This window comes from Glycomyces mayteni (assembly GCF_042428885.1).
GTDB classification, from domain to species: domain Bacteria; phylum Actinomycetota; class Actinomycetes; order Mycobacteriales; family Micromonosporaceae; genus Glycomyces; species Glycomyces mayteni.
Genome location: NZ_JBHMBP010000004.1, coordinates 376341 through 396853 on the forward strand (window position 1 = coordinate 376341; position 20513 = coordinate 396853).

15 protein-coding genes and 1 pseudogene are annotated in these 20513 nt (G+C 70.9%); 7 read left to right on the top strand and 9 right to left on the bottom strand.

The window, feature by feature from the left end; translation table 11 throughout:
- Positions 1-63: 63 nt before the first annotated feature.
- From ACFFXY_RS17025 to gsmA, 4 genes and pseudogenes are all read right to left on the bottom strand, one after another.
- On the bottom strand, positions 64-456 hold the full coding sequence (locus ACFFXY_RS17025) for a hypothetical protein (RefSeq protein ID WP_382353017.1): 393 nt from the start codon (positions 454-456) through the stop codon (positions 64-66).
- 219 nt (positions 457-675) lie between these two features.
- Positions 676-1221: a prepilin peptidase gene (locus ACFFXY_RS17030; RefSeq protein ID WP_382353020.1), complete on the bottom strand. Its 546-nt coding sequence runs from the start codon at positions 1219-1221 to the stop codon at positions 676-678.
- 183 nt (positions 1222-1404) lie between these two features.
- Positions 1405-4289: pseudogene (gene uvrA / locus ACFFXY_RS17035) on the bottom strand (excinuclease ABC subunit UvrA).
- 192 nt (positions 4290-4481) lie between these two features.
- Positions 4482-5543, bottom strand: coding sequence for a sporangiospore maturation cell wall hydrolase GsmA (gene gsmA, locus ACFFXY_RS17040; RefSeq protein ID WP_382353023.1), 1062 nt, complete (start codon positions 5541-5543; stop codon positions 4482-4484).
- Positions 5544-5720: 177 nt separating this feature from the next.
- Between gsmA and typA the strand changes: the two genes are divergently transcribed.
- Positions 5721-7589, top strand: coding sequence for a translational GTPase TypA (gene typA, locus ACFFXY_RS17045; protein ID WP_360056195.1), 1869 nt, complete (start codon positions 5721-5723; stop codon positions 7587-7589).
- Between the two features lie 61 nt (positions 7590-7650).
- Here typA and ACFFXY_RS17050 read toward each other — a convergent pair whose 3' ends face one another.
- From ACFFXY_RS17050 to mraZ, 5 genes are all read right to left on the bottom strand, one after another.
- Positions 7651-8565: a proteasome assembly chaperone family protein gene (locus ACFFXY_RS17050; RefSeq protein WP_382353027.1), complete on the bottom strand. Its 915-nt coding sequence runs from the start codon at positions 8563-8565 to the stop codon at positions 7651-7653.
- Positions 8566-8665: 100 nt separating this feature from the next.
- The gene (locus ACFFXY_RS17055) at positions 8666-10873 is read right to left on the bottom strand and encodes a peptidoglycan D,D-transpeptidase FtsI family protein (RefSeq protein ID WP_382353030.1); all 2208 of its coding nucleotides are present in this window, start codon (positions 10871-10873) and stop codon (positions 8666-8668) included.
- Between the two features lie 8 nt (positions 10874-10881).
- On the bottom strand, positions 10882-11472 hold the full coding sequence (gene ftsL / locus ACFFXY_RS17060) for a cell division protein FtsL (protein ID WP_382353033.1): 591 nt from the start codon (positions 11470-11472) through the stop codon (positions 10882-10884).
- Complete coding sequence (gene rsmH / locus ACFFXY_RS17065) at positions 11469-12413, bottom strand: 16S rRNA (cytosine(1402)-N(4))-methyltransferase RsmH (protein WP_382355474.1); 945 nt, start codon at positions 12411-12413, stop codon at positions 11469-11471. Before rsmH ends, ftsL begins: the two co-directional genes overlap by 4 nt.
- A 43-nt stretch (positions 12414-12456) precedes the next feature.
- Positions 12457-12888 (bottom strand): division/cell wall cluster transcriptional repressor MraZ, encoded by a 432-nt coding sequence (gene mraZ, locus ACFFXY_RS17070; RefSeq protein ID WP_106364785.1) that lies wholly within the window; start codon positions 12886-12888, stop codon positions 12457-12459.
- Between the two features lie 468 nt (positions 12889-13356).
- Here mraZ and ACFFXY_RS17075 point away from each other — a divergent pair, with 468 nt between their 5' ends.
- The 6 genes from ACFFXY_RS17075 to ACFFXY_RS17100 all read left to right on the top strand — a co-directional run bounded on the left by ACFFXY_RS17075 (position 13357) and on the right by ACFFXY_RS17100 (position 20445).
- Positions 13357-14601 carry a Mur ligase family protein gene (locus tag ACFFXY_RS17075; RefSeq protein ID WP_359951497.1) on the top strand — a complete coding sequence of 415 codons (1245 nt, stop codon included), beginning with the start codon at positions 13357-13359 and terminating at the stop codon, positions 14599-14601.
- 20 nt (positions 14602-14621) lie between these two features.
- Positions 14622-15347, top strand: a complete 726-nt coding sequence (locus ACFFXY_RS17080; protein WP_382353036.1) for a type 1 glutamine amidotransferase — start codon at positions 14622-14624, stop codon at positions 15345-15347.
- A 125-nt stretch (positions 15348-15472) separates the two neighbouring features.
- Positions 15473-17380, top strand: a complete 1908-nt coding sequence (locus ACFFXY_RS17085) for a beta-galactosidase (RefSeq protein ID WP_382353039.1) — start codon at positions 15473-15475, stop codon at positions 17378-17380.
- Positions 17381-17427: 47 nt separating this feature from the next.
- Positions 17428-19023, top strand: a complete 1596-nt coding sequence (locus ACFFXY_RS17090) for an MDR family MFS transporter (protein ID WP_382353042.1) — start codon at positions 17428-17430, stop codon at positions 19021-19023.
- A gap of 47 nt (positions 19024-19070) precedes the next feature.
- Complete coding sequence (locus ACFFXY_RS17095) at positions 19071-19688, top strand: NADPH-dependent F420 reductase (RefSeq protein ID WP_382353045.1); 618 nt, start codon at positions 19071-19073, stop codon at positions 19686-19688.
- A 67-nt stretch (positions 19689-19755) separates the two neighbouring features.
- Entirely contained in the window at positions 19756-20445 is a 690-nt protein-coding gene (locus tag ACFFXY_RS17100) for an aspartate/glutamate racemase family protein (protein ID WP_382353047.1), read from the top strand.
- The last annotated feature ends 68 nt before the right edge of the window (positions 20446-20513 follow it).

Sequence of the window (20513 nt, forward strand, 5' to 3'; positions counted from 1 at the left end):
CGACCGGGCCGGTCGGGCCGCGGCGGTGCGTCGGTTCACCGGGGCCGGTGGGCCCCGGACGGACTAGTTCGCGTGGGCCGCGAGCTCGTCGTCGGTCCAGTCGCAGACCGTGTCGATGTCGGAGACGCCGAGCAGGCCGAGGCTGGCGGCGTTGCTCCAGTCCCAGTTGAGCGCGCAGACGTTGGAGGCGACGTTGACGCCGTTCGGGTTCTGGTCCCACCCGTTGCACAGGCTGGTCACGTCGCTCTTGCCGACGTTGAGCAGGCTGAGGACGTCGCCGCTCCAGTTGCCGACGCAGAGGTTCGACAGGAAGTTCACGCCTCCCCAGTCGTCCGGGTCGTAGTGACCGCCTTCGGACGGGCCGGCCGCGAACGCCGGTGCGGCGGCTCCGGCGGCGAGGGCTGCGGCGGCGCCTGCCGCGATGGCGGATTTGGCGATGAAACGAATCACTGTCACCTCTCAGTACTCGGTGTCTCTTGTGACCCTTTGATGCCAGGTCGGCCATGAATATAACTACGGCACCGGGCTTGCAAAGCGGAATCGCGAAAACCGCGCAACGATCGGGTGACGGCCCGAGATTTCGGGAGCGTCTCCACAAATCGGACCCCTGGGGACCCCCCATTTTCAATCCTGCCCCACGGGTACGACAGTTTCCCGCCCGAACCTAACTCGCATTCAGGAACCGGCGAGCGGGCCCGCCGCGAGTGCGGTCGCGGCCCCGAGGAGGATCGCCGGTCCGTACGGGAAGTCCTTGCGGCCCATGGCGATCACCACCGCCGCCTGTCCCCCGCCGAGGCACGCCGTGGCCACGAGCGCGACCGCGGCGGTGCGCCAGTCCTCCCATGCGAGCACCAGCCCGAGCAGCCCGGCGAGCTTCACGTCCCCGAACCCGGCCTGTCCTGCGGCGCAGGCGATCCCGAACAGCCCCATCGCGACCGCCGCGACGGCGGCGGCCCGCAGCAGCCGGTCCCCGCCGTCCGCGGCGACGAGCAGAGCGGCGACCGCCGGGTACAGCGGCAGGATGAGCACATCGGGCAGTCGCCGCTCGTACGCGTCGATCCACCCGGCGGCGATCCCCGCGGCACCCACAAGGGACAGCGCCAACAGATGCAGCGGTCCCTCACCGCGCCAGGCGACCAGCACCGCGGTCCCGGCGGCGGCCACGGCGACCAGCCACCACGCGGGCCGCCGGTCGGTCGCCGCCGAAACGGCCCGCCGCAATCCGGGAACCACAAGCACCGCAACCAGAGCCGCTCCCGCGTACACCATCCCCCGATGCTCGCACCTCGCACGCCCGGCGACGCGCAACGACGCGCCCCCGAGCCCCAGATCGGGACCGATCTCCCGACGGCCCAATGCATGAGGGGCGCGGCCTGCGGCCGCGCCCCTCATGTCGAGCCGGTGCTACTTCCTGGTGCGGCCATTGCCGGTCTTGGCCCGGCGCGCGGCCGGGCCGGTGCCGTTGCCCTTGCCTTCGAGGCCCAGGAGCGGGCGGAGGTACTCGCCGGTGTGGCTCGCCGCGATCGCGGCGATCTCCTCCGGAGTGCCGGTGGCGACGAGGGTGCCACCCTTGTCGCCGCCCTCCGGGCCGAGGTCGATAACCCAGTCGGAGCACTTGATGACTTCGAGGTTGTGCTCGATGGTGATGACCGTGTTGCCCTTGTCCACCAGGCCGTCGAGGACCCCGAGGAGCTTGCGCACGTCCTCGAAGTGGAGGCCGGTGGTCGGCTCGTCGAGGATGTAGACGGTCTTGCCGGTCGAGCGCTTCTGGAGCTCGGAGGCGAGCTTCACGCGCTGGGCCTCGCCGCCCGACAGGGTCGGGGCGGGCTGGCCGAGGCGGACGTAGCCCAGGCCGACGTCGACGAGGGTCTTCAGGTGCCGGTGGATCGACTGGATCGGCTCGAAGAACTCGGCGGCCTCCTCGATCGGCATGTCGAGGACGTCGGAGATGGTCTTGCCGCGGTAGTGGACCTTGAGCGTGTCGCGGTTGTACCGCGCCCCCGAGCACTCCTCGCACGGCACGTACACGTCGGGCAGGAAGTTCATCTCGATCTTCAGGGTGCCGTCGCCGCCGCACGCCTCGCAGCGCCCGCCCTTGACGTTGAAGGAGAACCGGCCCGGACCCCAGCCGCGGACCTTCGCCTCCGGGGTGCCCGCGAAGAGCTTGCGGACCTTGTCGAACACGCCCGTGTAGGTCGCCGGGTTCGAGCGCGGCGTGCGCCCGATCGGCGACTGGTCGACGCCCACGACCTTGTCGACCCCGTCGAGGCCGGTGATGGTCCGGTGCTTGCCCGCGACCAGCTTGGCGCCGTTGATCTCCGAGGCGAGCGTGTTGTAGAGGATCTCGTTGACGAGCGTGGACTTGCCCGAGCCGGACACGCCGGTCACCGAGACCATGCAGCCCATCGGGAACGCCACGTCGATGCCCTTGAGGTTGTTCCCCGTGGCGCCCTTGACGACGAGCTCGCGGCTCGGGTCGAGCTTGCGGCGCTGCTCCGGGACCGGGATGGCGCGGCGGCCCGCCACGTAGTCGCCGGTGATCGAGCCCTCGGCGTCGGTGAGGCCCGCGACCGGGCCGGAGTAGATGACCGCGCCGCCGTGCTCGCCCGCGCCCGGGCCGATGTCGACGATGTGGTCGGCGATGCGGATCGTGTCCTCGTCGTGCTCCACGACGATGAGCGTGTTCCCCAGGTCGCGCAGGCGCTCCAGGGTCGCGATGAGCCGGTTGTTGTCGCGCTGGTGCAGGCCGATCGAGGGCTCGTCGAGGACGTACAGGACGCCCACGAGGCCCGCGCCGATCTGCGTGGCGAGGCGGATGCGCTGGGCCTCGCCGCCCGAGAGGCTCCCGGCGGCGCGGGCGAGGGTGAGGTAGTCGAGGCCGACGTCGAGCAGGAAGCGCAGGCGGGCCGTGACCTCCTTGACGATCGGCGCGGCGATCATCGTGTCGCGGTCGGAGAGCTTGAGCGCGTTGAAGAACGAGGAGCAGTCGTTGATCGAGAGGGTGCAGACCTCGTGGATCGACAGGCCCTCGACGGTGACCGCCAGGATCTCCGGCTTCAGGCGGGTGCCCTCGCAGGTCGAGCACGGGATCTCCCGCATGAACAGCTCGTACTTCTCGCGCGTCCACTCCGAGTCGGTCTCGTGGTGGCGCCGCTCGACCCACGGGACGACGCCCTCGAAGCGGGTCTCGTAGGAGCGGCGCTGCCCGCGCTTGTTGCGGTAGGCGACCTGGAGGGTCTCGTCGAACCCGTACAGGACGGCCTTCTGCGCACGGCTGGGCAGGTCGGCCCAGGGCGTGTCCACGTCGAAGCCGACGGCCTCGCTGAGGGACACGATCTGGTACAGGAAGTAGTCGCCCATGCCGACCGAGGACCACGGCGCCAGCGCGCCGTCGCGGATGGTGGCCTCCTGGTCGCGGATGACCAGCTCCGGGTCGACCTCCTTGCGGACGCCGAGGCCGTGGCAGACCGGGCACGCGCCGAACGGGGCGTTGAAGGAGAACGTGCGCGGCTCCAGCTCGTCGAGCTGGAGCGGGTGGTCGTTGGGGCAGGCGAGCTTCTCGGAGAAGCGGCGGGTGCGCGCCGGGTCGCCGTCGGGGACGTCGACGAAGTCGAGTTCGACGACGCCGTCGGCGAGGCCGAGCGCGGACTCGACGGAGTCGGTGACGCGCTGCACGGAGGAGGGTTTGACGGCGAGGCGGTCGATGACCACGTCGATGTCGTGCTTCTCCTGCTTCTTGAGCTTGGGCACGTCGGTGAGGGCGTAGACCTCGCCGTCGACGCGGGCGCGGGCGTAGCCCTGCTGCTGGAGGTCGGCGAAGAGGTCGACGAACTCGCCCTTGCGCTTGCGGACGACGGGGGCGAGGACCTGGAAGCGGGTGCCCTCCTCCATGGCCATGATCTGGTCGGTGATCTGCTGCGGCGACTGGCGGCCGATCTCCTCGCCGCACTGCGGGCAGTGGGGGACGCCGACGCGGGCGTAGAGGAGGCGCAGGTAGTCGTAGATCTCGGTGATGGTGCCGACGGTGGAGCGCGGGTTGCGCGAGGTGGATGGCGGGCGTAGGCCGAGAGCGATTCGACGTAGCGGCGCTGGCCCTCCGCGAAGATCGTGTCGAACGCGAGGGAGGACTTCCCGGAGCCGGAGAGGCCGGTGAAGACGATCAGGGAGTCGCGGGGCAGGTCGAGGTCGACGTCCTTGAGGTTGTGCTCGCGAGCGCCGCGGACGACGATCGTGCCTGCTGGGTGCTGCTTCGCTTCGGTCGGTGAGTGCTCGTTGGCCACGTTGGGAATCTAACCTTCGGGTCCGACAGTTCTGGGAGGCCCGCTGTTCGAAAAGGCGCCGGAGTCGCTCCGGCGGCGGGCCGCCTGTCGAGGTTACCTCGCGCGGAGCTGGGGTTCGAGTCATGACTGTGAGCTTTCACTCATCCTTCACGGAGTCGAAAAACGGGCCGGGGCGCGCCCCGGCCCGTTGGAGTCCACCCGTCAGTCGTACTGGTACAGGTCGTAGTCGTCCATGATGCCGATGAGCTTCTCGGCGTACTTCGGGTCGGTGGCGTAGCCGGCCTTGTGGATCTCGGTGGCGAAGCGCTTGGCGTCGTCGGCGTGGTCCATGGCGGTGGCGTAGCGGGACCAGTTGGAGAGCAGGTCGCCGTGGTCCTGGAACGAGTCCTCGACGGAGGCGTAGGCACGGAAGGTCGCGTCCATGTCGAAGCAGCCGCCGGTGGGGCTGCACTCGAAGGTGGCGTAGTCGCGGCAGCCGAGGGCGTGGTCGCCGGGCGAGCCGAAGCACTTCATGCCGAAGAGGTTGTGGTCCTCGCGGGCGAGCGCGCCCTTGCCCCAGCCGGTCTCCAGGATGGCCTGGGCGAGGGTGACGGAGGCGGGGACGCCGGTCTCGCGGTCGCTGGACTGGGCGGCGGCGGCGTGGGCGTTGATGAAGCCCTGGTTGCCGCCGCGCGGGACGGCGGGCGGGTCCTGGCCGCACCAGGGGAGCCAGGGGAGGCCGGCGCTCCATTTGATGTAGGCGGCGGCGACGTAGCGCTTGTCGCCGACCTTGTACCAGACGCCGGACTTCCCGGCGGTGCCGTCGACCTGCTGGCCCCAGACCTGGCATTGGACGAGGACGCCGGCGCCGTTGGCGAGGCCGCCTTGGCGTCCGGCGGTGGAGGAGGCGGCGGCGCGGACGTTGAGCTCGCCGCCGCCGGTGGTGACGGTGGAGGCGGTGGGGGCCTTGGTCTTGGCGGCGCACCAGGGGACGTCCTGCGAGGGCGACCAGGTGACGTAGCCGTTGGAGATCCACCGGTCGGCGCCGATGCGCAGCCAGGTGGAGGAGGTGCGCACGTGTCCGGCGATCTGCTCGCCGCGGGTCTTGCAGTAGACCTCGGGGTTGGCGCCCTTGGCGAGGGTGCCGACGGCCTTCTGGTCGGTGGCGGGTCCGGATCGCACGTTGATCGTGCCGGACGTGGTCGAGACGATCGCGCCGGTGATCTTGGCGTAGCCGGGGAGCGCGCCGACGAGGATCGCTCCGGCGGCGAGTGCGAGAACCATAACGAATCGGATGGATATATGGATTGCGCCCATAGCACGACAGTGTATGAATGGGCGGACGATCTGTCATGGAAAGCATCAATGTGAGCAGTACTCTCAGGCGCGGCGGGGGCGGGGTGTCCGCGATCACCTGGGTTGACGCCAGGTGGACGGGCTCACTGAGCGACAATTGTCGTCGTGTCTACACGCTCTGACTTGCGAAACATCGCCATCGTCGCCCACGTCGACCACGGCAAGACCACCCTCGTCGACGCCATGCTGAAGCAGGCCGGCGCCTTCCGCGAGGGCGCGGCCGTCGACGACCGCGTCATGGACTCCGGTGACCTTGAACGCGAGAAGGGCATCACGATCCTCGCGAAGAACACCGCGGTCCACTACGCCAATCCCGCCGACGGCTCCGAGATGATCATCAACATCATCGACACGCCCGGCCACGCCGACTTCGGCGGCGAGGTCGAGCGCGGCCTGTCCATGGTGGACGCGGTGGTCCTGCTGGTCGACGCCTCCGAGGGCCCGCTGCCCCAGACCCGCTTCGTGCTGCGCAAGGCCCTGACCGCCCGCCTGCCGGTCATCCTGTGCATCAACAAGACCGACCGTCCCGACGCCCGCATCGACGAGGTCGTCAACGAGACGTACGACCTGTTCCTGGACCTGGACGCGGACGAGGACCAGATCGAGTTCCCGATCGTCTACGCGTGCGCGCGCGACGGCGTGGCCTCGCTGAACAAGCCGAAGGACGGGACGGTCCCGGAGGACTCCGACAGCCTGAAGCCGTTCTTCGACACGATCATCGAGCACGTCCCGGCCCCGGAGTACACCGAGGGCGCGCCGCTCCAGGCGCACGTGACGAACCTCGACGCCGACAACTTCCTCGGCCGCATCGCGCTGTGCCGCGTGGAGGAGGGCGAGCTGCGCAAGGGCCAGACCGTCACGTGGATCAAGCGCGACGGCTCGATGTCGAACGTGCGCATCACCGAGCTGATGATGACCGAGGCGCTCACCCGCAAGCCCGCCGAGAAGGCCGGGCCCGGCGACATCTGCGCGATCGCGGGCATCCCCGACATCATGATCGGCGAGACCCTGGCCGACCCGGAGAACCCGGTGGCGCTGCCGCTCATCACCGTGGACGAGCCGGCGATCTCGATGACGATCGGCACGAACACCTCGCCGCTGGTCGGCAAGGGCGGCAAGGGCCACAAGGTCACCGCGCGCCTGGTGAAGGACCGCCTCGAACGCGAGCTGGTCGGCAACGTGTCGCTGCGGGTGCTCCCGACCGAGCGCCCCGACGCGTGGGAGGTGCAGGGCCGCGGCGAGCTGGCCCTGGCGATCCTGGTCGAGCAGATGCGCCGCGAGGGCTTCGAGCTCACCGTCGGCAAGCCCGAGGTGGTCACCAAGGAGGTCGACGGCAAGACCCACGAGCCGGTCGAGCGCCTGACGATCGACTCCCCCGAGGAGCACCTCGGCGCGATCACCCAGCTCATGGCGACCCGCAAGGGCCGCATGGAGACCATGACGAACCACGGTTCGGGCTGGATCCGCATGGAGTGGCTGGTGCCCTCGCGCGGCCTCATCGGCTTCCGCACGGAGTTCCTGACGCAGACCCGCGGCACCGGCATCGCGCACTCGATCTACGAGAAGCACGAGCCGTGGTTCGGCAAGCTCCAGACCCGCAACAACGGCTCGCTCGTGGCCGACCGGGCCGGGGCCGTCACCGCGTTCGCGATGATCAACCTCCAGGAGCGCGGCACGCTGTTCGTGGGCCCGACCACCGAGGTGTACGAGGGCATGATCGTCGGCGAGAACTCGCGCTCCGACGACATGGACGTCAACATCACCAAGGAGAAGAAGCTCACCAACATGCGCGCCGCCGCCGCGGACTCGACCGAGAACGTGGTCCCGCCGCGGGCGCTGTCGCTGGAGCAGTCCCTGGAGTTCTGCCGCGAGGACGAGTGCGTGGAGATCACGCCCGAGACCGTGCGCATCCGCAAGGTCGTCCTGGACCAGAAGGAGCGCGGCCGCACCGCCTCCAAGAACAAGCACAAGTAAGCGCCGCAAGGCGAAAGGACGGGGCCCGACCTTCCGGTCGGGCCCCGTTCCTCGTGTGCTCCTAGTCGTCGTCGCGCTTGTTGTCGCGCTGCGCCAAGAAGTGCTCGAACGCCGCGCCCAGCTCGTCGGCGGTGGGGATGCGGCCCTCCTGGAGCATCTCGTCGGCGTCGGCGGCCTCGGTGAACGAGTCGTACTGCTCCTCAAGGGTCTTCACGACGTCGGCGACCTCGTCGGACTCGGCGACCTGCTCGGCGATGTCCGTGTCCACCTGGGTGCGCTCGGTCTCCAGCTCCGCGTCGGCGGGCAGGTCGAGGCCGGTGGCCTCGCGGATGCCCTCCAGGAGCCGCATCGTCGCGGCCGGGTAGGTCATCTGCATGACGTAGTGGGGCACGTGCACCGACAGGCCGATCGCGTCGCGGCCGGACTCGCCGAGGCGGTACTCCAGCAGGCCCGCGGCGTTCCCGGGCACGGTGACCTCGTTGAACACGGGGCGGTTGTCGAAGACCAGTTCGGGGCGGGTCGCGTGGACGGTCATGCCGAGCGCGCGGGTGTGCGGGACGCCCATGGGGATGCCCTGGAACCCGAGGGTCAGCGGCACGTGCCAGTGCTCGACCAGGTCCTCCACGGAGTCCACGAACCGCTCCCAGGCGAAGTCCGGCTCGGGGCCGGTCATGAGCAGGAACGGGCGGTCCGAGGCGTCGCGCATGAGGTAGACGACCAGCTGCGGCGCCTCGAAGTCCGACCAGCGGTCGATCGAGAACGTCAGGTTGGGCCGCCGGGAGCGGTAGTCGATGAGCTGGTCGACGTCGAATGAGGCGATCGGCGTGTGCTCGCAGGTCTTGAACAGGTGGTCCACGACCCCGCGTCCCGCCTGGCCCGCGTCCATGAACCCGTCCAGGAAGTGCAGCAGCACCGCTCCCCGGGCCTCCGGCGGCTCGGCGAGGACTTCACACAGTGCCCAAGGGTCATCGTTCAAAACAATCGGCTCCTTCTTCCTTGACGCCTTCGATGCTAACGCCGGACGCCGACCCCCGATTCCCCCTCGGGGAGGTTTCCGACGAGCGTCACGCCGTGCGTCATCCCCAGACGTCGAACACCGGAGCCGGGGTCGTCGCGGGACGAACCCCGAAGTAGCCCAAGGCGAACTCGTTGATCTCCTTGAACGCCTCGCCCGTGGTCGAACCGCCGCCGCCCCCGCCGGGGACGTAGACGCTCACGGCCACCACGTACTGCGGGTCCTCGGCCGGCGCGAATCCCACGAACGAGGCCACGTTGCCCGGCGCGTACTCGCCGTCCACCACGAGCCCGCCCGTGCCGGTCTTCCCGGCCAGGTGGTAGTTCTCCAGCTGGGCGTTGCGTCCCGTCCCGGTCTCGGCCGCGATGGGCGCCTGGAGGAGGTACTGGAGCTCCTGCGCGGTCTCGGTCGAGATGACCCGCCGCGTCTCGGGCTCGTCCTGCTCCTGGACCGTCCCGTCGGCGTCCACGAGGTGGTCGACGACCGTGGGCTGCACGTACACGCCGTCGTTCGCGATGGCCGCGTACACCGCCGCCATCTGGATGATCGTCGCGGTGCCCTCGTGGCCGATCGGGACCGACCCGTACGAGGTGCCCGACCAGTTCTGCGGCTCCTGGAGGATGCCGGTGGCCTCGCCCGCGACGCCGACGCCGGTCGGCTCGCCGAGGCCGAACGCCCGCTGGTACTCGTACAGCTTGTCCTTGCCGATGCAGTCGGCCAGCTCGATCGTGCCCACGTTCGAGGACTGCGCGATGATCCCCGCCAGGCTGAGCACGGCGTCGCCGTGCTGGTAGGTGTCGTGGTACTCCTGGTCGCCCTTGGTGATCGTCTGGTTCACCGGCATCGTCCCGTCGGGCTCGATGCAGCCCTCTTCGAGCGCCGCGGCGAACACGATCGCCTTGTGGATCGAGCCGGGGTCCACAGTGGCCTGCGTTCCGTAGTCGCGGTACGCCTCGTCGCTGTCGACGTCGAACGGGGCGGCCGCGTCGTACGTCGGCGTCGAGGCCATCGCCAGCATCTCGCCGGAGCGGACGTCCATGACCATCGCCGAGCCGAACGTCGCGTCGTGGTCGGTCACGGTCCGCTCCAGGATGTTCTGCACCTGGAACTGGAGGTCCGCGTCGATCGTCAGCTGGAGGTCGTTGCCCGGCTCGGGCGACTCCTCCCGGTAGAACGCGCCGGGGATCGGCTGCCCGGACTGGCTGCGCTCGTACGAGACCTCGCCGTCGGTGCCCGAGAGCCACTCCTCGTACTGGGCCTCCATGCCGGTGAGGCCCTCGCCCTGGTCGCCGCCGGTGAAGCCGAGGATGTTCGCGGCCAGGTCGTGGCCGGGCACCACGCGGCGCTCGTCGTCGCCGACGATCAGCCCCGGGTTCTTCATCTCCTCGATCCGGTCGCCCACCGCGAGGTCCACGCCCCGCTGGAGGTACGCGAACCGGATCGGCTCGCCCTGCGCGGTCTCCTTCGTCGAGATGATCGGCTCGATCTCCGACGCCCTGCGGCCCAGCAGGGTCGCCAGCGCATTGGCCAGCTCGGCCGGGTCGCCCTCGACCATGCCCGGGTCGACGGCGATGTAGTTCGCCTCGATCGAGTAGGCGAGGCGGTTCCCGTTGCGGTCGAGGATCGCCCCGCGCTCGGCCGGGAGCGGCTCGGTCGTGAGGCGCTGGTTCATCGCCTCGGCGGCGTAGGCCGCGGAGTCGGTGACCTGGAGCTGGATCAGGCGCGTGCCCGAGAGGACCAGGAGGATCATGACGAACGCCGCGGCCATGCGCAGGCGCCGACGGGGGCTGCCGAGCTTCGGCAGGTGCGGGAGCGCCTTGACGGCGACGGGCCCGGTCTCGCGGGTCAGGGGGCGGCGCTGGGGGCCGACGGTCCCGGTGCGGCGGGTGGCGCCGGAGCGGGCGGTCCCGGTGCGGCGCACCGGCTCCGGCCTGGCGCCGCGGCGGGGGCCGGAGGTGCGGGCGGGGGCGGTGCGGGTCTCCGTGCGGGTCTCGGGGATCGCGCCGGTCTCGCGCTCGCGCCGCTCGCGGGAGCGGGCCGCGGCCTCGCGGCGGCGCTTAGCCGCGAGGTCCTCGGTCCCGTTCTCCTGCTGCGCGGCCCGGTTGCGCTCGCGGCGCGCGGCCTCGCGGTCGCGCGCCCCGTTCTCCCTGGCCCGGTTGTCCTCTCCCGCCTCCGCCGCCTCGCGGACGGTGCGTCCGCGAGGCGTGTACCGGCGCGCCCGGCTGATCGAGGAGGGGTCGCGCCGGCGCGGGGGATCGGCTTCGGTCATCGAACTCCCTACTCCTCGTTCCAGGGCATCTCGATGGTCTCCCCGCCGGGGAGGTACAGGAACGTCACCTTCTCGGGGTGCACCATGCCGAAGCGGGTCGCCTCGGCCTGGAGGTTGTTCGGCGAGTTCAGGTTCGTCAGCTCGTCGGCCAGCGCCTGCTCGGTCTGGTCGAGGTCGCCGCCCTGGCTCCGCAGGTCCTGGAGGTGGTAGGCGTCCTCGTTGATGACCGAGTTGAGCAGCAGCAGGCCGACGATGCCGGCGACGACGAGGCCGACGATGCCGCCGACGAACGCCGGGCGGGGCACCTCGACCGGCTCGGGGGCCGGCTTCGCGGAGGTGCGCTCGCTGGTCTTCGTCCGCGGGATGACGACGGTCTCGCGCTGCGGCGCGGCCGGGGCGCGGGTCGGCGCTTCGACCGGGTTCGCGGCCGGGGCTTCGACGGGCGCGGGCTGGACCGCGAGGTTCCCCTCGAACACGGGAGCGTCGGAGGGGTCGCCGACGAGGCCGCGGCGCCGCGAGGACGCGGCGCGGGCCCGGCGGCGGGCGGCCTTGATGATCTCCTCGGGGTCGGCCTGAGCGCGACGGTACTGGTCGCTCATGTTGCGCCTCCTGCTCCTGTGGACGGTGCGATGCGTTCGGCCGCGCGGAGCCGGGCGGGCGCCGATCGCGGGTTCCGGTCGAGTTCGGTCTGGGTCGGTTGCTGGGCCTTCTTCGTGAGGAGTCGAAAGCTGGGCTCGGTGCCGGGGAGGTCGACGGGCAGTCCGGCGGGGCTGTTGGATCTGGCGCGCTTGGCCAGTTCCTGCTTGGTGATGCGGTCTTCGAGGGAGTGGTAGGAGAGGACGACGACGCGGCCGCCCGGGTTCATGTGGTCGAGGGCGGCGGGCAGGGCCCGCTCCCAGGTGTCGAGTTCGCCGTTGACCTCGATGCGGAGCGCCTGGAAGGTGCGCTTCGCGGGGTTCCCGCCGGTGCGCTTGCCCGCTTGCGGGATGGCGTCCTTGACGAGTTCGGCGAGGACGCCGGTGGTGGTGATCGGGGCCTGGGCGCGGGCCTTGACGATGGCGGAGACGACGCGGGTGGCGAACTTCTCCTCGCCGTAGGTGCGCAGGATCCTGACGAGTTCGCCGGGCTCGTAGGTGTTGACGACGGTCGCGGCGGTGAGGTCGTCGTCGGGGTTCATGCGCATGTCGAGGGGCGCGTCCTGGCTGTAGGCGAAGCCGCGTTCGCGCTGGTCGAGCTGCATCGAGGAGACGCCGAGGTCGAACAGGACCGCGTCGAGGGCCTTGAAGCCGTTGTCGCGCAGCACGTCGGGGATCGCGTCGTAGACGGCGCGGGCCGGGAGGAAGCGGTCGCCGAAGCCGGCGAGGCGCTTGGACGCGAGGTCGAGGGCGCTGGGGTCGCGGTCGACGCCGATGACGGTGAGTCCGGGGTGCGCGGTGAGGAGGGCCTCGGTGTGGCCGCCGGCGCCGAGGGTGGCGTCGACTGCGAGCGCGCCGGGCCGGGACGCGGCGGGCGCGAGGTACTCCAGGACCTCGTCGAGCATGACGGGGACGTGCGGGGCGTCGGACACTGCGCTCACCTCCTTCTCACATTCCTTCGGGCAGGTCGCCCTCTTCGATGTCGGCGAAGGCCTCTTCGGAGGCCTCCAGGTACTCGTCCCAGGTCGGGGCGTTCCAGATCTCGACCCGGTTGGAGGCGCCGATGACGACCAGGTCGCGGTCGAGTCCGGCGTAGTCGCGGAGCCGCTGCGGGATGGTGACGCGGCCCTGCTTGTCGGGGATCTCGTCGTGGGCCGAGGCGAAGAACACGCGGCTGTAGGCGCGCGCGGTCTTGCTGGACATGGGGGCCTGCTGGAGGTTCTCGGCGATGCGGGTGAACTCCGCTTCGGGGAACACGTAGAGGCACCGCTCCTGGCCCTTGGTGATCACGACTCCTTCCGCCAGTCCTTCCCGGAATTTGGCGGGAAGGATGACGCGGCCCTTGTCGTCCAGGCGCGGGGTATGGGTGCCGAGGAACATCGGCGCCACCCCCCGTGACTCTCAGACTGCGCGGCCTCCCCGACCGCTCCGGCGGGTCACCTGCCCCGCCATTGCGCCCCACCTTACTCCACTCTCCCCCACCTTTGGGGGTTGTTTCCGCGTGGCATCCGTGTTGGGCGCGGCGTCGGGGCTGGTCAGGGGTGGTGGAGGGGAGTGGAGTGACGCTTGCGCAACAGGGGGCGCGAAAGGCGAGTTTCACTCACTGTTCACTCGTTCGAGTGGCCTGGGACGCAGGCGATCCGACGCTGCGCGACGCAGGGCGCACGCTGCGTCGCCGACCTCGCGCACGGGCCGTCCCCGATCGGTCACAGTGGAGGGCGGCGGCGGCCGGGCGCCCCTGGGGCGGGACGCCTCACGCTTCACCGCCGCTCGTCACGGGTTCGCCGAGTCGTGTGACAAACTCTTCTCAACAGTCGCCGAGTCCGTTCAAGCCGAAAGCGAGCCCGCATGAGCGCGAATCTGACCCCACGCGCGAAATTCGCCACCACGCTCCTCAGGACCGCGGCGGCGCTGTCGCGCGCCACGGGCCGGGGCGACGGTTCGGTGATCGGCGGCCGGGTCGGGTTGATCGTCGAACCCCGGCTGCTCGAACTCCTCGCCGAGGGGCGGCACGTCGTGTTGATCTCCGGCACCAACGGCAAGACCACGACCACGCGGTTCACCACGGCCGCGCTGGAGTCGATCGGGAAGGTCGCCACCAACTCGTTCGGCGCGAACATGCCCACCGGGCACACGACGGCGCTCGCGAAGGCCCCGAAGGCCGAGTACGCGACCCTCGAATGCGACGAGCACTACCTGGGGCAGCTGCTGGACGCGGCCAGCCCGAAGGTCGTGGCGCTGCTCAACCTCTCCCGGGACCAGCTGGACCGGGCCATGGAGGTGACCGCGCTCGCCGCGAAGTGGCGCCAGACCCTCCAGGCGTCGGCCGCGCAGACCACGATCGTCGCGAACGCCGACGACCCGCTCATCGTGTGGGCCGCGTCGGTGTGCCCGCGCGTGGTGTGGGTCGCGGCGGGCCAGAGCTGGACCGCGGACTCGGCGATCTGCCCGAACTGCGGCGCGCACCTGGACCGCTTCGGCGAGTTCTGGCGCTGCACGAACTGCGGCCTGAACCGGCCGAGCCCGCAGTGGTCGGTCGCCCACCAGGGCGAGGCCGTGGTGGGCCCGGACGGGCGCCGCTACGAGCTGAACCTCCAGCTCCCGGGCCGGGTGAACCGCGCGAACGCGGCGACCGCGCTGGCGGTGGCGAGCCTGTTCGGGGTGGACCCGGCGCTGGCGGCGCCGCGGTTGTCGGAGGTCGCGTCGGTCGCGGGCCGGTACGCGAAGGTCGAGCGGGACGGGCGGCACCTGCGGCTGCTGCTGGCGAAGAACCCGGCGGGCTGGCTGGAGTCGTTCGACATGATCGACCCGGTGCCGCCGGTGGTCCTGTCGCTGAACGCCCGCGAGGTCGACGGCTTCGACACGTCGTGGATCTACGACGTGGACTTCACGTCCCTGGCGGGCCGCAAGGTCGTCGTCACGGGCGACCGCCGCACCGACCTGGCCGTGCGCCTGGAGGTCGACGGGGTCGACTTCCTGGTGGTGGACGACATCCGGGCGGCCATCGCGGCGGTGCCGCCGGGCCCGGTGGAGGTCGTCGCGAACTACACGGCGTTCCAGGACATCCGCGCCGAATTCAACCGGGTCAACTAGCGAGAAGAGAGCGACCGACCGTGGCAATCAGCACCCTGCGCATCGTCTGGCTCTACCCCGACCTCCTGTCGACCTACGGGGACCGGGGGAACCTCCTCGTGCTGGCCCACCGGGCCCGCGCCCGCGGGATCGACGTGGAGCCCATGCAGATCCGCTCGGACCAGCACATCCCGCACACCGCGGACATGTACCTCATCGGCGGCGGCGAGGACGGCCCGCAGGCCGTCGCGGCCGACCGGCTCCTCCAGGACGGCGCGCTCAGCCGCGCCGCCGAGGCCGGGAAGCCGATCCTCGCGATCTGCGCGGGCTACCAGCTCCTCGGCTCCTCGTTCTACGCGAACGGCCGCGCCTACGAGGGCCTGAACATCCTCGACCTGCGCTCGGACCGGGGCCCCTCGCGGGCCGTCGGCGAGATCGCGGGCGACGCCCACCCGCAGCTGGGCATCGGCCCGATCACCGGGTTCGAGAACCACGGCGGGCGCACCCACCTCGGCGAGGCCGTGCAGCCGCTCGCGCGGGTCACCGCGGGCGTCGGCAACGACGGCGCGACCGAGGGCGCCTGGGCCGGGCACGTCATCGGCACGTACATGCACGGGCCGGGCCTGGCCCGCAACCCGAAGCTCGCGGACCTGCTGCTGGCGTGGGCGATCGGCGTCGACCCCGCGCAGCTCCCGCCGCTCGACGACACGTGGCCCGAGCGGCTGCGCTTCGAGCGCTTCCAGGCGCTCCAGACCGCGTCGCAGTAGCGGCGCGCGGGCACCGACCGGAACCTGTCGCGTGGTCCACTCGCATTAGGCTGGGCAAAACACCCGAAGCCAGTTAGTTTTGTTTGACAACTAACTGGCCCCCCTTTTGCGCGCGTGGAGGACCCATGGACTGGCCCCGAGGTCTCGACGGCCTGAGCTACGGCGGCGACTACAACCCCGAGCAGTGGCCCGAGGAGGTCTGGGACGACGACGTCCTCCTCATGCGCGAGGCCGGGGTCAACCTCGTCACCGTCGGCGTGTTCTCCTGGGCGCGGCTGGAGCCGCGCGAAGGCGAGTACGACTTCGCGTGGCTCGACACGGTCCTGGACAAGCTCCACGCCGGGGGCATCCGTGTCAACCTCGCGACCCCGACCGCCTCCCCGCCGCCGTGGTTCACCCTCGCCCACCCCGACGCGCTCAACGTGCGCGCCGACGGGGTCCGGCAGGTCCACGGATCGCGCGACACCTACGACGTCTGCGCGCCCGCCTACCGGGAGGCGTCCCGGCGCATCGCCGCCGCCCTCGCCGAGCGGTACGCCGAGCACCCCGCGCTCGCCATGTGGCACGTCCACAACGAGTACGGTTCGACCTCCTACTCCGAGCACGCCGAGCGGGCGTTCCGCGTCTGGCTCGAAGCGAAGTACGGCACGCTGGAGGCGCTCAACGCCGCGTGGTGGGGCTCGTTCTGGAGCCAGCACTACGGGGAATGGGACCAGGTCCTCGCCCCGCGCGCCACCCAGTACCTCGCCAACCCCGCCCACGAGCTCGACTTCAAGCGGTTCACCTCCGACGCCATGCTGGAGCACTACAAGGAGCAGCGCGACCTCCTGCGCGAGGCGAACCCCGAGGTCCCGATCACCACGAACTTCGTGTTCGGCCAATGGGTCCCGGTCGACCCGTGGAAGTGGGCCCCGGAGGTGGACCTCGTCGCGTTCGACTCCTACCCCTCCCACCCCGACGAGCGCGCCGAGCAGCAGAGCGCCCTCCACGCCGACCTGTCCCGGTCCTGGGCCGGGGGCGACTGGCTCCTCATGGAGCAGGCCGCGGCCACCGTCCACTCCAAGGACGGCGCCGTCGCCAAGACCCCCGGGCGCATGGCCCGCCACTCCATGGTCCACATCAGCCGCGGCTCCAAGGGCGCCATGTTCTTCCAGTGGCGCGCCGGGCGCGGCGGCGCCGAGCAGTGGCACTCCGCGCTCCTCCCCCACGCGGGCAAGAACACCCGCATGTTCCGCGAGGTCACCGAGTTCGGCAACACCCTCCCGGGCATCGCGCACACCGTCGGCGAGCCCGTCGACGCGACGGTCGCGGTCCTGTGGAGCCCCGAGTCGTGGTGGGCCACGTCCGGGGCGCACCTGCCCGCGCCCGTCGACTACCTGGAGAACGTCGCCCAGATCCACCGCGTCCTGCGCGACCGGGGCGTCGTCGCCGACTTCGCCTCCCCCGAGGGCGACCTCTCCAAGTACGCCACGGTGATCGCCCCGACCACGTACGTGCTCTCCAAGGCCGCCGCCGAGAACCTCCGCTGGTTCACCGCCGGGGGCGGGCGGCTCGTCGCCTCCTACCTCACCGGCGCCGTGGACGAGCACTGCCAGGTGTGGCTCGACGGGTACCTCGGCGGCCTCACCGACCTGTTCGGCGTCCGCGTCACCGAGCACCTCCCCCAGCCCGCCGGGGAGCGCCGCGCCCTGTGGAACTTCGGCGCCGCCGAGCGGTTCTGCGAACTCGTGGAGCTGCGCGGCGCCCAGTGCGTCACCCAGTACGCCACCGGCGACCTCGTCGAGGGCCAGCCCGCCGTCACCGTCAACCCCTTCGGCGAGGGCGAGGCCTGGTACGTCTCCTGCAAACTCGCCGACGACGCCTGGGACCGCCTCTTCGAGGAGCTCGAACTCGCCGGCCCCGGCGGCCCCGGCCTCGACGTGGTCGACCGCGGCCCCTGGCGCTTCATCGTCAACCACACCGACCAGGAAGCCCAGGTCGGCCACATCATCGTCCCCGCCGGCTCCTGGGCCGTCGACAAGAAACCCCAATAGGCCGATTCCGCCCCGCCTCCGCGGAGGCGGGCCATACGCTCGCTCGTATGGCGGAACGGCCGAGCGCGGCGGGGATGAGCAGGAGCGAGCTGTACACGCTCTTCGGGGCGCTCATGCTCACGATGCTGCTGGCCTCGCTCGACCAGACCATCGTCGGGACCGCGCTGCCCACGATCGTCGGGGACCTCGACGGGATGGGCGACTACACGTGGGTCGTCACCGCGTACCTCATCGCGACCACCGCCTCGACGCCGCTGTACGGGAAGCTGTCGGACCTGTACGGGCGGCGGCCGGTCATCCTCGTCGCGATCGTCATCTTCCTCGTCGCCTCGGCGCTCGCGGGCCTGTCGCAGAACATGCTCCAGCTCATCATCTTCCGCGGTCTCCAGGGCCTCGGCGGCGGCGGGCTCATCTCGCTCGCGTTCACCGTCGTCTCCGACGTGGTGTCACCGCGCGAGAGGGGCAAGTACCAGGGGTTCTTCGGGGCGGTCTTCGGGATCTCCTCGGTCGCCGGGCCCGTGCTCGGCGGGTGGCTCTCCGAAGTGGACTGGCGCTGGATCTTCTACATCAACCTGCCGCTGGGCCTCGCCGCGATGATCGCCGTGGACCAGGTGCTGCGCCGCCACTCGTTCCCGACCCGGCCGCGGCGCATCGACTACCTCGGCGCGGCGTGCCTCGTCCCGGCCGTGGTGTGCCTGCTGCTCGCCGTCACGTGGGGCGGCGACGACTACGCGTGGGACTCCGGCGTGATCATCGGGCTGTTCGCGGCCTCGGCGGTCCTCGCGGTCGTGTTCGTCATCGTGGAGACGCGCGCGGAGGAGCCGATCCTGCCGCTGCGGATGTTCCGGCAGGGGACGTTCGCGCTCGCGAGCGTCATCGCCCTGATCTTCGGCGTCGGCATGTTCTCGGGGATCGTGTACATCCCGCTGTTCTTCCAGATGGTCCGCGGCTACTCCCCCACCGCGTCGGGCCTGCTCATGATCCCGATGATGGCCGGGATGGTGCTCACGTCGGTGTCGTCGGGGTTCGTGATCTCGCGGATCGGGCGGTACAAGTGGTTCCTCGTCGCCGGGTCGATCGTCATCACCACCGGGCTCGGGCTGTTCACGCAGCTCCACGTCGAGACGCCGCTGTGGCTGTCGAGCCTGTACCTGCTGGTCCTGGGCATCGGCATGGGCATGTTCATGCAGCCCTTGGTGCTCGCGATGCAGAACATCGTGCGGATCGAGGACCTCGGCGCGGGCACCAGCACCAACAACTTCGCCCGCTCGCTCGGCGGCGCGATCGGCACGGCCGTGCTCGGCGCCGTCATGACCACGAAACTGAACGACGAGCTCGCCGCGAACCTGCCCGGGGCGCTCGCGAAGCTCTCGCCGCAGGAGGCCGCCGGGTTCGGGAAGACCGACCTGTCCGCGGTCATGGAGTCCCCCACGGTGGTCGCGCACCTGCCCGAGCCCGTGCGGCTCGTCGTGCGGCAGGCGTTCACCGACGGCCTGGACCTCGTGTTCGTCGTCGCGGCGGCCATCGCCGCCGTCACGATCGTGCTGACCCTGTTCCTGCCGAACCTGACGCTGCGCGGCGCGAAGCCGCCCATGGACGACGACGCGAAGGCGTGCGAAGTGCGCGCCGAAACCGCCCCCTGACACCCCGCCTGGACGTCCCTACCGGACGACAAGAGGAGGAGACACGCATGGAAGTCCTGATCGTGGGCTCGGGCAACATGGCGCGCGGCATCGGGCTGCGCCTCGTGCGCGGCGGGCACCGGGTGCGCATCGCCGACCGCGAGCCCGACAAGGCCGCCGACCTGGCCGCCGAACTCGGCGACAGCGCCGCGGGCGAACCGCTCGACAGCGCCGCCGGGGCCGAGGTCATCGTCCTGGCGACGCCGTACGAGGGCAGCAAGCAGGTCGCCGAGATGTGGGCCGGGGACCTCGCGGGCAAGACCGTGATCGACATCTGCAACCCGGTCGACTTCAGCACCTTCGACGGGCTCGTCACGCCCGAGGGGAAGTCCGCCGCAGAGGAGATCGCCGCGGCCGCGCCCGGCGCGCGGGTCGTCAAGGCGTTCAACACGACCTTCGCCTCGCGCCTCGCCGAGACCGTCCGCCTCGACGTCTTCGTCGCGGCCGACGACCCGGACGCCAAGCAGACCGTCGTCCAGCTCTGCCTCGACGGCGACCTGCGCCCGATCGACGTCGGCGCCCTCAAGCACGCCCGCGCGCTCGAAGCGTTCCAACTGCTCCACATGAAGGTCCAGGACCAGATCCAAGGAGGCTGGTCCACAGCCCTCACCTTCGCCGCCGCCTGACCGCACCGCGAGGAGGCCGCCCCGGCGTCGCCGGGGCGGCCTTCGCGTGCCGGGGCACAATGGGGCGATGCGCACCATCGGACTCATCGGCGGCATGTCCTGGGAGTCGTCCGCCGAGTACTACCGGCTCGTCAACGAGGACGTCAGGAACCGCCTCGGCGGCCAGCACAACGCCCGCAGCCTCATGGTCACCGTCGACTTCGCGGAGGTCGAGGCGATGCAGCGCGACGGGGACTGGGACGGCGCCGGGAAGCTCCTCGCCGACGCGGCCGCGGCCCTCGAACGCGGCGGCGCCGACCTCATCGGCCTGTGCACCAACACGATGCACCTCGTCGCCGACCGCATCGAAGCGGCCGTCGCGGTCCCGTTCGCCCACCTCGTCGACGCCACCGCCGACCGCGTCCGCGCCGCGGGGGCCACCCGGGTCGGCCTCCTCGCCACCAGGTTCACGATGGAGATGGGGTTCTACACCGAGCGCATGGCCGCGCACGGCATCGAGGTCCTCGTCCCGCCCGCGGACGACCGCGACGCCGTCCACGGCGTCATCTACGACGAGCTCACCCTCGGCGTCGTGAACCCCGACTCCCGGGACGAGTACCGCCGCGTCATGACCCGCCTCGCCGCCCGCGGCTGCGAGGGGATCATCTACGGCTGCACGGAGATCACCCTCCTTGTGGACGACGCCGACAGCCCGGTCCCGGTCTTCGACTCCACCCGCCTCCACGCCGAACGCCTGGTCGACCTCGCCCTGGAGTGACCTACACGGTCGAGTCGGCGATGAAGTCCCGGCCAAGACTCAGCAGCCTGGCGTCAGCGGTCAGCAGC